Annotated in this window: 14 protein-coding genes; 2 read left to right on the top strand and 12 right to left on the bottom strand. The window is 73.5% G+C overall.

Translation table 11 applies throughout. The features are described 5' to 3' along the window. The 10 genes from A8W25_RS05495 to A8W25_RS05450 all read right to left on the bottom strand — a co-directional run. Positions 1–338, bottom strand: a 338-nt coding sequence (locus A8W25_RS05495; protein WP_067156866.1) for an ArsR/SmtB family transcription factor, incomplete at its 3' end; no start/stop codon positions are given. Positions 339–412: 74 nt separating this feature from the next. Next, positions 413–1,138, bottom strand: coding sequence for an SDR family NAD(P)-dependent oxidoreductase (locus A8W25_RS05490; protein WP_067156863.1), 726 nt, complete (start codon positions 1,136–1,138; stop codon positions 413–415). Positions 1,139–1,211: 73 nt separating this feature from the next. Continuing rightward, positions 1,212–2,588, bottom strand: coding sequence for an aldehyde dehydrogenase family protein (locus A8W25_RS05485; protein WP_067156860.1), 1,377 nt, complete (start codon positions 2,586–2,588; stop codon positions 1,212–1,214). After that, positions 2,588–3,685, bottom strand: a complete 1,098-nt coding sequence (locus A8W25_RS05480; RefSeq protein ID WP_067156856.1) for a hypothetical protein — start codon at positions 3,683–3,685, stop codon at positions 2,588–2,590. The genes A8W25_RS05485 and A8W25_RS05480 overlap by 1 nt, the downstream gene beginning before the upstream one ends. Before the next feature lie 215 nt (positions 3,686–3,900). Beyond that, positions 3,901–4,773, bottom strand: coding sequence for an inositol monophosphatase family protein (locus A8W25_RS05475; RefSeq protein WP_067156854.1), 873 nt, complete (start codon positions 4,771–4,773; stop codon positions 3,901–3,903). 4 nt (positions 4,774–4,777) lie between these two features. Beyond that, positions 4,778–5,635 (bottom strand): NAD(P)H-binding protein, encoded by an 858-nt coding sequence (locus A8W25_RS05470; RefSeq protein ID WP_158942410.1) that lies wholly within the window; start codon positions 5,633–5,635, stop codon positions 4,778–4,780. Between the two features lie 46 nt (positions 5,636–5,681). Next, positions 5,682–6,356, bottom strand: a complete 675-nt coding sequence (locus A8W25_RS05465) for an FmdE family protein (protein WP_067156850.1) — start codon at positions 6,354–6,356, stop codon at positions 5,682–5,684. A gap of 65 nt (positions 6,357–6,421) precedes the next feature. Next, positions 6,422–7,039, bottom strand: coding sequence for a hypothetical protein (locus A8W25_RS05460; RefSeq protein ID WP_067156848.1), 618 nt, complete (start codon positions 7,037–7,039; stop codon positions 6,422–6,424). After that, positions 7,036–8,496, bottom strand: coding sequence for a class-II fumarase/aspartase family protein (locus A8W25_RS05455; RefSeq protein WP_067156846.1), 1,461 nt, complete (start codon positions 8,494–8,496; stop codon positions 7,036–7,038). The genes A8W25_RS05460 and A8W25_RS05455 overlap by 4 nt, the downstream gene beginning before the upstream one ends. Then, a complete protein-coding gene (locus A8W25_RS05450; protein ID WP_199831671.1) occupies positions 8,493–9,737 on the bottom strand; it encodes a Glu/Leu/Phe/Val dehydrogenase in 1,245 nt (414 codons plus the stop codon). Before A8W25_RS05450 ends, A8W25_RS05455 begins: the two co-directional genes overlap by 4 nt. Before the next feature lie 173 nt (positions 9,738–9,910). Here A8W25_RS05450 and A8W25_RS05445 point away from each other — a divergent pair, with 173 nt between their 5' ends. Then, complete coding sequence (locus A8W25_RS05445) at positions 9,911–10,384, top strand: MarR family winged helix-turn-helix transcriptional regulator (RefSeq protein ID WP_079125835.1); 474 nt, start codon at positions 9,911–9,913, stop codon at positions 10,382–10,384. A 365-nt stretch (positions 10,385–10,749) separates the two neighbouring features. On the opposite strand, the gene A8W25_RS05440 is transcribed toward A8W25_RS05445, so the two are convergent. Both A8W25_RS05440 and A8W25_RS33275 read right to left on the bottom strand, forming a co-directional pair. Further along, positions 10,750–11,925 carry a nitric oxide synthase oxygenase gene (locus tag A8W25_RS05440; RefSeq protein WP_420708407.1) on the bottom strand — a complete coding sequence of 392 codons (1,176 nt, stop codon included), beginning with the start codon at positions 11,923–11,925 and terminating at the stop codon, positions 10,750–10,752. 296 nt (positions 11,926–12,221) lie between these two features. After that, positions 12,222–13,040: an AraC family transcriptional regulator gene (locus tag A8W25_RS33275; RefSeq protein ID WP_067156840.1), complete on the bottom strand. Its 819-nt coding sequence runs from the start codon at positions 13,038–13,040 to the stop codon at positions 12,222–12,224. A gap of 111 nt (positions 13,041–13,151) precedes the next feature. Between A8W25_RS33275 and A8W25_RS33270 the strand changes: the two genes are divergently transcribed. After that, positions 13,152–14,318, top strand: coding sequence for an MFS transporter (locus tag A8W25_RS33270; protein ID WP_067156838.1), 1,167 nt, complete (start codon positions 13,152–13,154; stop codon positions 14,316–14,318). Positions 14,319–14,395 lie beyond the last annotated feature (77 nt).

Below are 14,395 nucleotides of genomic sequence, written 5' to 3'. Positions count from 1 at the left end.
AGCTGGTGGTCGGCCACGTTCAGGGCCTCGTCGACCAGGCGGCGCAGATGGCCGTGGCGTAGTGAGTAGACCACCCGGCGGCCGTCCTTGCGGGTCGCCACCAGACCGGCCAGGCGCAGCTTGGCCAGGTGCTGGCTGACCGACGGGCGGGCCGCCCCGCAGGCCTCGGTGAGGGTGGTGACATCGGCGTCGCCCGCGCCGAGCTCCTTGAGCAGGGCGAGCCGGGTGCGGTCCGCGAGCAGCGTCAGCACGGAGACCGCGACGTCCAGGCGCTCGTCCTCGCCCGTGGTGTGCGGGTGCGGGGAGTGCGCATCTGAAAGGTGCTTGCTCGCGCTCATGTCCTCATCGTAGAGGGCCGGTACGGGCTTGCCGGATGGCCCGCCCGCACCGGCTTCGCGGTTCTGGTCGCCGTTCAGCGGGTCGGTATCACGCCGCCGTCGACCCGCAGGACCTGCCCGGTGATGTGCCGGGCGGCGGGCGAGGCCAGGAACCGTACGACCGCCGCCATGTCCTGCGGCTGTCCGGCCCGGCCCAGCATCGTCTCCGCCACCCGGGCCTCGTGGAACTGCTCCGAGCGGCGGTCGCGGAAGAACTCCGTCTTGTCGACGTAGCCGGGCGCGACCACGTTGCAGGTGACCCCGCGCGGCCCGAGCTGGCGGGCGGCGAAGATGTTCCAGCTGTTCATGGCCGCCTTGGCGGCGCCGTACGAGCCCGCGCCCCGGTCGGCCGCGAAGGAGCTGATGTTCACCACGGCCCCGCCGGAGGCGAGCTGCTTGTCGACGGCGGCCGTGGTCAGCACGGCACCGATCAGATTCGCCTCCAGATTGGCGCGCCAGCGTTCGGCGAGGGTGCGCAGATCGCCGGGCGGCGGGGCGTCGAACTCCCGGTTGCCGCCGGCGTTGTTGACGAGGACGTGCAGCACGTCCGGCAGCCGCTCGCGGAAGCCCTCCAGCTGCTCGGGGTCGGTGACGTCGCAGGGCAGCGCCGTCACCTGGCCGTCGAGCTCCTCGGCGGCCCGCAGCAGCACGTCCTCGCGGCGGCCGCTGATGACGACGTGGTCGCCGTCGGCGAGGAACGCGGCCGCTATCGCCTTGCCGATGCCGGTGCCGCCACCGGTCACCAGGACGGTTCGAGTCATCTCCACACACTCCAGGGGTCGTTGCACGAGGTAGGGCGGGGTCGCGGGGCGCAGTCGTGGCCCCCGGGACTGTTCAGGCCGAGGTGCCGAAGGCCCGGGCCTCCATCAGGTCGTGGCTGAGATAGCCGTCGTGCGGACTGGTCCGGCCCGCCTGGTACGTGGGGATGGGGCCGAGCAGGACCTTGCGGATCGACCGCTCCCGCAGTGCCTCGCGCGCCAGCGGCTCGTCGCCGCCCAGGATGGTGAGCGCGAGCGTGTCCCGCAGCGGGCCGAAGCCCTCCTCGCGCCGCCACGGCAGGATCCACACGCACGGGAACGAGAGCTCGATCCGGGCGCCGGGGTGGTCCGGGCGGTCGCAGAGCAGTACGGCGGGGCGCAGCGCGGCCGACCCGTCCCCGAGGTCCGCCACCGGCCCCTCGGGATACAGCGGCGCGGCCACGTCGACGGCCCCTTCGAGGCGTCCCGTCAGATGCTCCCGCAGTGCCCGCGCCTCCGCCAGCGGCAGCACCGGCACCTGCGCGTCGGGCGACTGGGGCGGCGCCGGGGTCAGCCGGGCCAGGCGCTCGGCCACGGCCGCCGCCAGCGCCGCCGGGTCGGCGTCGGTGAACACGGCCGTCGCGTTGGTGCAGCGCATCCCCGCGTCGTAGCCGACCGAGCGGCAGATCACATCGACGGTCTGCTCGGTGATCTCGCCGGTGTGCAGCAGCTTGGAGCGGCCCGGGCCGCGCAGGATCACCCGGCGGTCCTCGCCGTAGCGCCGGGCCGCCGCGTCCCCGCCGAAGACCAGGCTCAGATCGGCGGCCTCGACGAGGGCGTCCCCGGTGGCGTGGCTGCCGGGCAGCAGCGAGAGGTAGTGCGGGGCGACCCCCGCGTCGAGCAGCGCGGCGATCATCCGGGCCGGGGTGAACGGATCCCGCGTCCCCGGCCGCACCACCAGCCGGTACCCGCACGCCAGCGCGGTGAGCCACTGGGTGTGCGTACCGGGGTTGTTGCTGGGCGCGATCACGGCGAGCACGTCGCCGCGCCGCGTCCACACCGTGGAGATCTCCCCGGGCACGGGCTCGGCCGAGGCGCCGGCCGGGCGCTCGGCCAGGAACTTCGCCCCCACGTTGGCGAAGGTCTCCGCGACGTCCCGCAGCGAGTGCCGGGCCACCGCGATGGGCACCCCGGCGACCCGGGACTGGAGCTCGCAGTAGGCCTGCGGGGTCAGCCCGTTGAGGGTCGCGGTCGCGAAGAGCTCGCCCGCCGCCGCGATGCGTTCGGGCTCCGGCGTCCGCTCGGCCCCGGCCCGTGCGTCCGCGACGGTCAGGCGTGCGAGCAGCGGCGGGGCGAGGTGGACGAGCGCCAGCGGGGTGCCGTCGACGCCCGCGAGGCCGACGCGCTCGGCCGACTCCCTGGGCAGGCCCGCCCGGATCAGCGGGATCTCGTGGAGGTCCTTGGCCTCGGCCATCAGTACACCCCTTCGACCACGGAGGTGCCCGCCGACTCGTAGGGGCGGACCCCGGAGAGCTCGATGCCCCGGAAACCGTCGGCCGAGGCGCGGCGGGTGGCCAGGTCCCGCTCCAGGGTCGGCGGGGTGAAGTAGTCCCGGGTGAGCACGGTGATGACGACCCGGCCGTCCTCGTCGTCGGCGACGATCCGGTCGGGCTGTGCGGGGTCGACGAGTTCGACCACCGTGTACGGATAGAAGGGGCGGAAGACGCACGGCGCCGCGTCGCCGGGCCGGGGGGTGCGCTGGGGGGCCACGCCCATCATCGTGTTGCCGTACGCCCCGGCCAGCTTGGCCTGCGGGAACATCTCCTCGTCCAGCAGGCGCAGGGTCTCGCCGTCCATGCTGGTGCCGCCCCAGATGATGCCGCGCACGCTCTCGCGCAGCAGGGCGTACACGTCCTCGCGGGCGCCGATGGACTCCAGGATGCGCGGGGTGGTGGAGATGCCGCGGATGTCCTGGGTGCGCAGGACGTCCCTGACCTGGTCGAGGATGTGGTCGACGTACCGCCGGAACTCGCTCTGGCGCCCCTCGCTGACACAGCGCCGCACCCAGCGCGGGTCGAGGTCGACGAAGTAGCAGAGCATGCCGCGCAGTTCGGAGAGGGCGGTGATGTTCTTGGCCATGACATGCGGGCCGGTGGGGCCGATGTGGAGCCAGTTGCCCTCGCCGGAGGGGAACCCCTGCTCGTCGAGGAGCATGCTCTGCCACTGCACGTTGCGGCGTCGCGAGGTCGCGTCCACGATCCGCTTGGGCGCGCCGGTGGCGCCGCCCGACTCGTAGATCCCGTACCGCACGCCCGGCGTACTGGCGCGCGGTACGAGCTGGTCGGCGGGGATCCGGCTCCAGTCCACCGGCACATCGGCGAACAGGCGAAGATCCGCGAGCGACTGGACGTCGGTGCGCGGGTCGAAGGAGAAGCCCTTGGCGCGCTCGACCCAGTACGGGCTGCCGGTCAGCGGCGAGAAGTGCCACTCCATGGTCGCGCGGACAAGGTCGTCGATATCGGGCAGTTGGTCAAGTGGGGGCTCGAACACGGAACTGAAGTCGTCGGCCATCTCGGTTCGGTCCTGTCCGTTCTGGGTGCGATCGGCGACCCGGCGTATCAACACGCTTCGGGCGTAGAACAGTTGACTGATTGTCAGAGGTGCTGATTGTTGGCAGTATGTTGAGCGCGGGAAGGGGCGTCAAGACTGTCCGCGCACCAGTGGGGAGCTGGCGGCGCGGAGGCGACGCCCTGTTCGGCCGGGGGGCCGGGCCCGGCCCCCCGGCCTCACCCCGCGGCCGGACGGGCCCGGGGGTCCGGGATCGCCGCGACCGGCCGGATGCCGTGCCCGGCGAAGGCGTTCACCAGCGTCCTGGTGAGCCTCGGGCGGCAGATCACCGCGAGGGGCGCACGACGGCCGGGGCCCGCCGGACCGGGCCGCCCGTCCTGCGGCGCACCCAGCCGGGTCACTTGCAGCCCGGCCGCCTCGGCCACCCGGAACAGTGCCGCGTCGCCCCAGCCCCAGACGCCCGAGGTGTGGATATAGGCGTCGGCGTCGCCCTGGATCACCGCCAGCGTCTTGGCGCCGGGCGAGCCCATCGGGACCAGCTCGGCCCCGGTCTGGCGCACCACCGTCCGGGCGAACGGGGCCGGGTCGCGGGTGTCGACCACCACCCGCGGCCGCTGCCGGGGCACCGGCGAAGGCCGCCGCCACCCCGCGTCCCGGTCCGCCGTGCACACCACCTCGCACAGCGCGGGGACCGCGACGGCCGCGGCCACCACCCCCCGCTCCCGCTCCCACAGGGCGAGCTGGACCGACCAGTGCGGATCCCCGTCCGCGTGGAACTCCTCGGCCGAGTCCAGCGGCTCGACCAGCCACACCCGGCGTCTGCGCAGGGCCTCCGGCGACCGGTCGGCCGGTCCCGTCAGCACCCCGTCGCGCGGATAGCGGGCGCGGATCCGGTTGCGCAGCAGCAGCCCCGACCAGGTGCGGCCGAGCTGCGCCATCTTGGCGCCGCCGGGCCCGAGGCCGTCCTCGTGCTGCATCCGCAGATCGAGCAGCAGCCGGCCGGCCGCCACCGTGGCGCGGGCGGCGAAGCCCGCGGCGAGGAAGTCGTCGGCGACCACGGTCCGTTCGGCGGTGCGCGGGGTCACGGGCATCGCTTCAGTCCCCCCGGTCCGGCAGGAAGTGGTGGAGGTGGGCCTTGAGGAAGTCCGCGACCGGACGCGGATCGTGCCCGGTCACCCGGCGCACGTCCTCGGTCACCGACTCGCCCGCGCCCTCGCGGAACTGCCCGAAGAGCGCGTCGAGTTCGGCCTCCCACGGCCGGTGCTCCCTGGCCAGCCAGGCCGCGAGCTCCGGCCCGGCGAGCTCGCTCGCCGAGACCGGTGCGGACATCAGCCCGCCCAGCAGCTCCGCGAGCTCCGCGAAGGTGGGCGCGGCCGGGCCGGTGAGGGCGTAGGTGCGGCCCTCGTGCCCCGGCTCGGTGAGCACCCGCGCCGCGGCCTCGGCCACGTCGTGCTCGTCGACCACGCTCACGCCCCGCCCGCCCGCCGGGTCGACCAGCACCCCGTGCCGCTTCACCTCGGGCGCGTAGTGCCGGACCAGCTCCTGCATCGGGTAGCTGGGGGACAGGATCGTGTACGGCAGGTCCCGTTTGGCCAGATACCGCTCGGTGATCCAGTGGTGGCGGGCGCCGGCCGCGGGGCTGTCCTCCCGTACGGCCGCCTGCCACGGCGACATCTTCACCAGCCGCGCGCCGACGTCTGCGGCGACGTCCACCGCGGCGCTCTGGCACTCGACGTCGCAGGCGGCCGAGAGGAACAGGCTCGCGCAGCCCTCGGCGGCCGCCCTGACCGCGGCCGGGTCCGAGAGGTCCCCGGCCACCACCCGCACGCCCGGCCCGGCCGGGACCCGCTCGGGGTCCCGGGCCAGGACGGCCACCTCCACCTCACGCTCCCGCAGCGCACGGACCACCAGCTGTCCGAGCCCGCCGGCCGCGCCGATCACGAAGACTGTCACGGTCGCGGGGCTCCCTTCCGTACGTACGCGCTCGGTCGGCATCGGTTCAGTGCTTGTGCTCGTGGTGGTGCTTGTGGCTCTGCGGGTGGTGCCCGTGGTCGCCGTGCCCCTCGGGCAGGACCCCGCCGTGCGCGGCCAGGTGGCAGGCCGGGCAGACCATGCGGCCGCGGTGGTCGTGCAGGGTCTCCACGCTGGTGGGTTCACCGCAGTCGACGCACAGGTCGGTGCGGGCCAGGTGCTTGACGCCCGGCGCGGCGGACTCGACCTTCTCGACCGCCAGGATCTCCTCGTCCGCCACGCTCAGCAGCGCGGAGATCCGCTCGCCCTGCAGCCGCTCGAAGGCCGCCCGGTCCTCCAGGGTCGCGGTGCCGTCGTCGATCCGGCCGGCCAGCGCCCAGATCTGCTCGGTACGGAAGACGATGCTGTCGGCCTTCGCCCGTATCCGCACCCCGGCGGAGCCGTCGCGCTCCCAGAGGGTGAACACATTGCGGCCCGCGTCCTGGTGGATCAGGTTGCGCTTGCCGTACGTACAGCCGGTGAGCACCTGGAGCGCGTCGACCGCGCAGGCGTCGGTCTCGGAGACCAGGACCAGGGGCGTGCCCGGGTCCTTGAGCTCCAGGGCGGTGAGCGCGGCCTCCGCGACCCGGACGCCGAAGGCGGCGCCGGGGCATTCGTGGCCGTGGAAGCGGATGACGTCGTTGTATGCCTGGGTGCGATCCATGACGAACCTCTTCACGAGTGGGAGAAGGAAAGGAGTGGTACGGGGTGCGGTCGGGCCGGGGCGGTTCAGGCCCCGGCCGTGCGCATCCCGGGCAGCGGCGGGACGATGCGGACGGTCGCCTCGCGGTCGTTGTCGCCCTCGAAGAACGCCCGCAGGACCGGGCGGTGCAGATCGACGACGGACAGGATGAACGTCCACTGGCCCGACTCGGCGGCCAGCACCCGGTCCAGATGGGTGCAGGTGTCCCGCAGCGGATCGTGCGGCCAGGGCACCCGGTGGGTGTGGTAGTTGCCGAACAGCACCCAGCCGGCGTCGTCGCAGGCGTCGTCGATGGCCATCAGCTCGCGGGGATCGGCGATCCAGCCACGCTGGTCCATCGGCGTCTGGGACGGGATGGCGTGCTCCTCGACCACCTCGTCCATCCGGGCGCGGTGCCCGCTGTCGTGGCGGAGGTTGACGATGAGCGGGAAGACGGAGCCGATCTGGATGCCGCCCGGCACCGGGCGGCCCGCGAGCATCCCGAACGCCTTGCGCTCCTCGGTCTCGCCCGCCAGATAGTGGCCGGTGAACTTCCGCACCGCGTGGGCGACCAGACTGGAGTACAGGGGACGCGGGAAGACGATCTCGCGGGCCCGGGATATCTCCCCGGTGTCGGGCTCGGCGGTCGCGATCGCGGCGCTCATCGCGCGTCGCCGCCTTCCTTGTGCGCGGGCCGGGCCAGGGCCGCCCGGGCCCCGGCGACCGCCCGGCCGGTCAGGGCCTCGGACTGGCCGAGATAGGTCGCCGGGTCGAAGATCTCGTCGAGGGCGGCGGCGTCCAGCGGCGCGCCCGCGAGTCCGTCGCGGCCGGTCACCTCGCGCATGGAGGAGCCGTTCTCCCGCGCCGCCTGGACGAGTTCGTACACGTACTCGTGGGCGGTCTGCTTCCCGATGTGCTTGCCGAGCGCGAGCATCAGCTTCTCGGTGGCGATCTGCTCGGCGACCGCCGAGACGTTGGTGCGCAGCCGCTCCGGCCGCACCGCGAGGCCGCCGACGAGGTGCGTGACGATCTCGCACGCCGAGAGCGCGTAGTGCGAGGCGTCGGGCACACAGGCCCATTCGATGCGCAGGGAGCGGGAGTCGCGCTCGTGGTCGCCGCCCATGCAGGCCAGCGCGTTGGCCATCTGCGCGGCAGCGAGGCGGGCCATGACGACGGCCTGCTCGCACGCCTCCGGGTTGCGCTTGTGCGGCATCGTGCTGCTGCCGACCTGGCCGTGCCGCCAGCCGATCTCCAGCTCGCCGAACTCGGGGCGGGACAGGATGCGCACCTCGTCCCCGATCCGGCCCATCGTCCCGGCGACCATGGCCAGGCAGGACACGAACTCCACGATCCGGTCCCGCGACACGTGCCAGCCGACGGCCGGGGCCGCGAGCCCGAGGCGGGCGGCGAACGCGTCCAGGAGCGGCAGCGCCTGCTCGCCGAAGCCGGCCATGGTGCCGACACCGCCGAAGAGCTGCGCCGCGAGCACCCGGGGCCGCAGCTGCCCGATGCGCTCCAGATGCCGGACGATCTCGTCCAGCCAGCTGGCGATCTTGACGCCGAAGCCCATCGGCAGGGCGGGCTGGGCGTGGGTGCGGCCGAGCGCCACGGTGGCGCCGTTGGCCTCGGCGAGCTCGGCCAGCTGCCCGGCGAGCCCCCGCAGCAGCGCCTCCATCTCGTCCAGGACGTCCCGCATTTCGAGCACCTGCGCGGTGTCCTGGATGTCCTGGGTGGTGGCGCCGTAGTGCACGTACTCGCCGGCGCCGCCCTCGCAGGAGGCCTGGAAGACCCGCAGGAAGCCGACGAGCGAGTGGCTGGTGCGGCGGATCTCGGCCTGGATGGCGGCCAGGTCGAGCCGGTCCACGTCGGCGGCGTCCGCGATCATACGGGCGGCCGTCGCCGGGATGATGCCCAGCTCGCCCTGGCTCAGGGCGAGCGCCGCTTCGACGTCGAGCCATCGTTGGTAACGACATCGGTCACAGAAGATGCGGTGGCTGGCCTGGGTGCTGTACCGGTGCCCGTAGAACCGCGAGTCGGTGATGTGACTGCGTAAGTGGGCGCACTCGGCGTCGGCCGGGGGCCGGCTGGTGGTCGGGGTTTCCGGCGAGGGTGCGGTGGTCATGACGGTCGCCTCTCGGACTTCAGCGGGGTACGGACGGAACGCCCCCGGCTGCCCCGGGGCGTGGGGCGGGCCGGGCGGTAGGGACTTGCGCCATACGGCTTCTCGCCGGGCGCCACGATCGCCGACGCGGCGATACCGGTGGCCACCTGACGGGGGCTCACCCGCCGGTCGCGCGCTCCGCAGAGGATGTCCCCGACGAGCTCGCGCATCATCGCCCCGATGGTGTCGAGCACCTCGGGCGCCGTCGGTGTGGTGGCCGGCCCGAAGAGCGCCTCCATCGACGCCGAGCCGCCGATCCCGCCGATGAAGTCGGGGACGACCACGACCCCGCGGTCCAGGAGCAGTTGCTCGGCGGTGGTGCTCAGCCCGCAGTTGGCGCCCACGGCGACGATCGGCACCGGGAGCACCGCCGCGCGCGAGGGTGTGACCGCGTCCTCGCCGCCGGCGAGGACGAGGACGTCGGCGGGCAGCTCGAAGAGGGCCTCGCGCGGCAGCCGCATCGGCTCGGCCAGCAGGCTCTGCACCGGGCGGCGCTGGTCGAGGGTGAGCATGCGGGCGATGTCGAGGCCGCGCGGGTCGACCGCGCAGCCGTACTCGTCGGACACGACCGTGATCCGGACGCCCGCTTCGAGCAGGGCGAGGGCCGCGGCCCGGCCCAGGTTGCCGAAGCCCTGGAGGGCGACGCTGACCTGGCTGTCGCGGCGGCCGGTGTGGGCGGTGGCGGCGAGCGCGGAATGGGCGAGGGCCTGGCCCGCCCGGCGCTGGCCGAGGGTGAGCAGACCGACGCGGGTGTTGAGCAGGTCCATCCGGGCGCGGAAGTCGCGGTCGGTGAGCCGCTGGGCCCGCCGGACGGCGATCTTGGCGGAGCCGATGCCGAGCGCGGCGGCCATCCGGTCGAGCTCCTCGAACCGGGTGCCCATGTCGCAGCCCATGCTGAAGCGGGTGGACAGCTCGGTGGAGAGGAAGGCGACGAACCGGCGCAGCACCTCGGCGCGGTGCGGACCGTTCGGGTCGTAGGCGATACCGCACTTGGCACCGTCGACGTTGACCCCGAGCACGCGCTGCTTGAGCGTCATGCGTCCCGCGAGGGTCTGGAGGGTTTCGGCGGTGAGCCCTGCCTGCATACGGCACCCGCCCGCCGCGAGGCGGCAGTCCGTGGCGTCGTACACAAGGTAGCCGGGGCAGTGCTCGACCGGATCTGAATACTCGATGACGCTGACCATGGTTCCCCCGTCGGTCATGAAGAGCGCGCATGTGTGAGGGCGCGCAAATTGAGCAAGATAGATTGTCTGGTACAGTGACAATCAGGTGCTCTGTTGAATCGGGAGCATGGCCGACCGGTGACTTGGGAGTCAAGGGGCCTGTTACGCGGCCCTCATGATGGACCGTCACCACTGGAGGGTGAACCGAAAAAGTGGTGGCGAAGAGGGAACCGAACAGTGGGACACAGCCGTTGTTCCCGGGGTTGCAAGGCTGGCACGGGTTCCTTCTCCGCAAGGCCGGCCAGCGCTTCACCGAGCAGGCCGAGCAGGCACTGGCCCATCTGGACATCACGCTGCGTCAGTTCGGCGTGCTGAACGTGGTGGATTCCGAGCCCGGGATCAACCAGCGGATGGTCGGGCAGACCCTGCGTATCGACCGGACGACCATCGTCGGGCTCGTCGACGACCTGGAGCGGAAGAACCTCCTGGAGCGCCGTCGCGGCGCCGACCGCAGAACCTTCGCGCTCTATCTGACCGACCGCGGCACCGTGTGCTTGCGGGATGCCGGGGATCTGATGGTCAAGATCCATGAATCGTTCCTGCAGCCCCTGTCGGTGGCGGAGCGCGATGTGCTGCGTGAGCTACTGCAACGGCTCGCGGTCGCGGACGATTCCTCGGCGCTGTAGCGGCCCCTTCTCCAAATCTGCCGAACTCCCTTGGGGGATCGGCAATTTGACGATCCGTCACACCGTTGCGGTGCGTCACTCTTGCGCATCATGTGCAATTACGCCAGTCTGGCAGCGGGACTGCCGACACACCCGCCTGCCCTACGGCCGGCCTGTCGGCCCGCCGCGTACCGCGCCCGGGGCGGTACCGCCCCCTGCCGGGGGTCGGGACGGGCGCGCACATCAAGCGGTTCGGGCCCATGGCCGGAGGGCCCCGGCAGACAGAAGTACCAGAACATCTCAGATTCCCAGGGGACACTGCGGTACGCCCGCGACCCCGCTCCCGCCTACGTACCCCCTCTCCCCAGTGGCCCGGGGGGTGCGCGTCACGACGTGCGCCGAATCGATTCGCCGCGCGCTCGGGCGGTCGCCTCGGGATGATGGGCGAACCCCGGCTTCAGCTCGGCCGTGTCGTAGGTGCGGTGGAAGACCTCGGTGGTGGCGCTGGACATCGGGGGCACGATCCAGGACCAGTCGGCGGGTACCGGGCGGCCCTTGTGCTCCTCGCGCTCCAGATGCGTGACGAAGCGCCGGGACTCGGTGTGGTGGTCGGCCATGGTGACCCCGGCCCGGTCGAAGGAGTGCAGCACGGCCCGGTTGAGTTCGACCAGAGCGCGGTCCTTCCACAGCGAGCGGTCGTCGCCGGTGTCCAGGCCGAGGCGCTCGGCGACGCGGGGCAGCAGGTCGTAGCGGTCGGTGTCGGCGAGGTTGCGGGCGCCGATCTCGGTCCCCATGTACCAGCCGTTGAACGGGGCGGCCGGGTAGTGGATCCCGCCGATCTCCAGACACATCCCGGAGATCGCGGGTACGGCGTGCCAGCGCAGGCCCCACTCGCGGCCCCAGTCGTCGTCGGGGTGGTCGAGCGGCACTTCGAGGACCGCGTCCTGGGGGAGTTCGAAGACGCGCGGCTTGTCGTCGACGCCTTCGACGACCAGCGGCAGCACGTCGAACGCGGTACGCGGCCCGCCCGGCCAGCCGAGCCGCAGCGCGAGATCGGTGAGCCCGGCGTTGCGCGGGTCACCCAGCACCCGGCCGTCGGTGGTGCGGTAGCCCGCGTACCGGATGAGCTGCTCGTTCCAGATGCGCGGCGCCGGGCGGCCGGGCGCGTCCGGGGCGAACACGGTGATCAGCGGGCGGATGCGGCCGCCGTTGGCGGCCTGGCGCAGATGCTCGGCGCACGCCCGGGCGATCGGCTCGGCGTCGGTGAGGTGGCGCAGATCGCGCACCCGCAGCGAGCGCCAGTAGAGGCGGCCGATACAGCGGTTGCTGTTGCGCCACGCCACCCGCGCGCCGAACTCCAGCTCCTCGGCGGTGTGCCGGTACGTCCCCGTCCCGCGGATCTCCTCGCGTATCTCCGCGAGGCGGCGCTCCGGCCTGCCGAGCCCGGGCTCCTCCGAGCGGTGCAGCCGGACGAACTCGGCGGCCTCCCGGCACAGCGCCGCCTCGGCCGGGGTCGGGCCGCCGCTCGCGGGGCGCCTCGGCCTGGCGAGGAATTTCCGTATCACGCGCACCTCCGGGCCCAACGACGGTCGGTGGGCCGATGATGCCCGCGATCCGTCGACGGCGGACGGCCGTTGCGGAGCAGTGATGGGCAATGGCGTGTTCGGATCGCGCGATGACTGCTTTCGATCGGGTGGGTGGGGCGACGGCGGCGGGCGACGGCCGTACGGGACCGGCCGCGGGGGATCGGGGGCACCCCCGTGACTCCCGGTCTCCCCGCGGCCCCGTACGGCCCGTCGGCCGGGCCTTTCCCTTCACTCGCTCCGCACATGGTGGCAAGGGCCCCATGTGCTCGGCGTCAACCGTCCGTTGGGTCCGGGGTAAACCTGCGCGGTACACCGGCCCCGGTCCCCGGACCCGAACCTGACCCGGTCGCCGCCCGCCGTGCTCCCGGTGTGTGCCCGAACGCCCGCCGGAAGACATCGATGAACGCGCTCGTCGACGACCACCCGCACTGCCGTGCCACCGAGGTCACCGTGGCGTCCCCGGCGAGCAGCACCAGCGCGTGGTGCAGCCGCAGTTGGGTGCGCCACTGCGGGAAGGTCATCCCCATCTCCGCGCGGAACAGCCGCGCCAGCGTGCGGTCGCTCGCCCCCACCGCCGCGCCGAGCGCCGCCAGCGGCCGGGGGTCGGCCGGGTCCCCGTCCAGGATCGCGCAGAGCGCCGCGAGCCGTGGATCGCGGGCGGTGGGCAGGTGCAGCGGCTGCTCCGGCGCATGCCGCAGCTGGTCCAGGACGACCGCGAGCATCCGGTGGGCCTCGGGCGTCTCCTTCGGACCCGGCGAGCTGTACGCGATGATCAGCTCGCGCAGCAGCGGCCCCACCGCGAGCACCGCGGGCCGCGCGAGACCCAGCGGGTCGCGGTCCACCGGAACGCCGACGGTGTGCAGGTCCGTCTCGCCGTACGCCCGGTGCTCGTGCTCCGTCCCGGCCGGCACCCAGATCGCCCGGGTGGCCGGGGCGACCCAGCTGCCCGCGTCCGTCGTCACCGACAGGACGCCCCGGCCCGCGTAGACGACCTGGTGCACCTCGTGCCGGTGCGCCCGCACCCCCGTACCCGGCGCGAGGAACCGGGTCGTGGTGGGGATGTGCGGCGGACCATGGCGGAATATCGGCACAGCTCGGCACTTTATCGGAAGCCCGCCGACGGGCCGCTCTCGCAGGATCGAGGGGTGACGACGACAGCACAGCCGACCGGCTCCACCAGAAGACCGTCCGCGACAGCCGTGATGGCCCTCGGCCACGCCACGGTCGACTTCTACCAGGGGGCGGTGCCCGCGCTGATCCCCTTCCTGGTCGCCGAACGCGGCTACGGCTACACGGCCGCGTCCGGCATCGTGCTCGCCGCGACCCTGCTCTCCTCGGTCGTCCAGCCCGTGTTCGGGATACTCACCGACCGCTGGACGATGCCGTGGCTGATCCCGGTGAGCAGCCTCTGCGCGGGCGTGGGCATCGCGCTGTCCGGGCTCGGCGGCTCGTACGTCCTGACCTGGCTGGCGGTCGCGCTCGCCGGGATCGGCGTCGCCGCCTACCACCCGGAGTCCGCGCGGCTCGCCCGCGCCGCCGGCCGGGGCAGCCATGTCGCCATGGGGTGGTACTCGCTGGGCGGCACCCTCGGCTTCGCGCTCGCACCGGTCGCCGTCGGGCCGGTGCTCACGGCCGGGGGGCTGGGCGCGACGCCGTGGCTGGTGGTGCCCGCGGTGGCCGGGGTGCTGGGTACGGCGTCGGCGGTGCGGGTCCTCGCGCGGCGGGCGGCGGTCGGGCAGGCCGCCGCCGCCCGGTCCGCCGCGCCGGACAACTGGCCGGTGTTCCTGCGGCTGTCGGCGATCGTGGTGTGCCGCTCCGTGGTCTTCGTCGGCCTGAGCGCCTTCATCGGCCTGTACGCGCAGGAGCGCGTCGGCGGCGGCCCCGCGACCGGGTCGGCGGCGCTGTTCACCCTCTTCGCGGGCGGGGCCGCCGGGACCGTCGCCGGGGGACGGCTCGCGGTGCGCTGGGGCCGGGTCCCTACGGTACGGACCGCGTACGCCGCCTCCGTCCCGGCCGTGGCGGGCGTGGTGCTGGTGCCCGGGCCCGCGCTGTTCGTGTTCGCCGCGCTGGCGGCGGCCGTGCTGTACGTGCCGTTCTCCCTCCATGTGACCCTCGGGCAGGACTTCCTGCCGAGCCGGGTCGGCACCGCGAGCGGGGTCACGCTGGGGCTCGCGGTGAGCGTCGGGGGAGTGGTCTCGCCGGGGATCGGCGCACTCGGCGAGGCGGCGGGACTCGGCGTGGCGCTCGCCCCGCTGATCGCGCTGTGCGCCCTCGCGTGGTGGCTGGCGCGCGGGCTGCCCGAGCCCGCGGAGCCGGACGTCTACGGGGCGAGCACCGGCAGCGCGCGCGGGACCACGTCCAGGGTGTAGCGGGCCGAGCCGGTGCACAGCAGGTCCCCGTCGTGCTCGAAGAAGAGCGGCTCGCCGTCCGTGCGCTCCACCACCAC

The sequence above is a fragment of the Streptomyces sp. ERV7 genome (genome assembly GCF_001653515.1).
Classification (GTDB): domain Bacteria; phylum Actinomycetota; class Actinomycetes; order Streptomycetales; family Streptomycetaceae; genus Streptomyces.
This window is presented reverse-complemented; position numbering and strand designations above follow the sequence as displayed.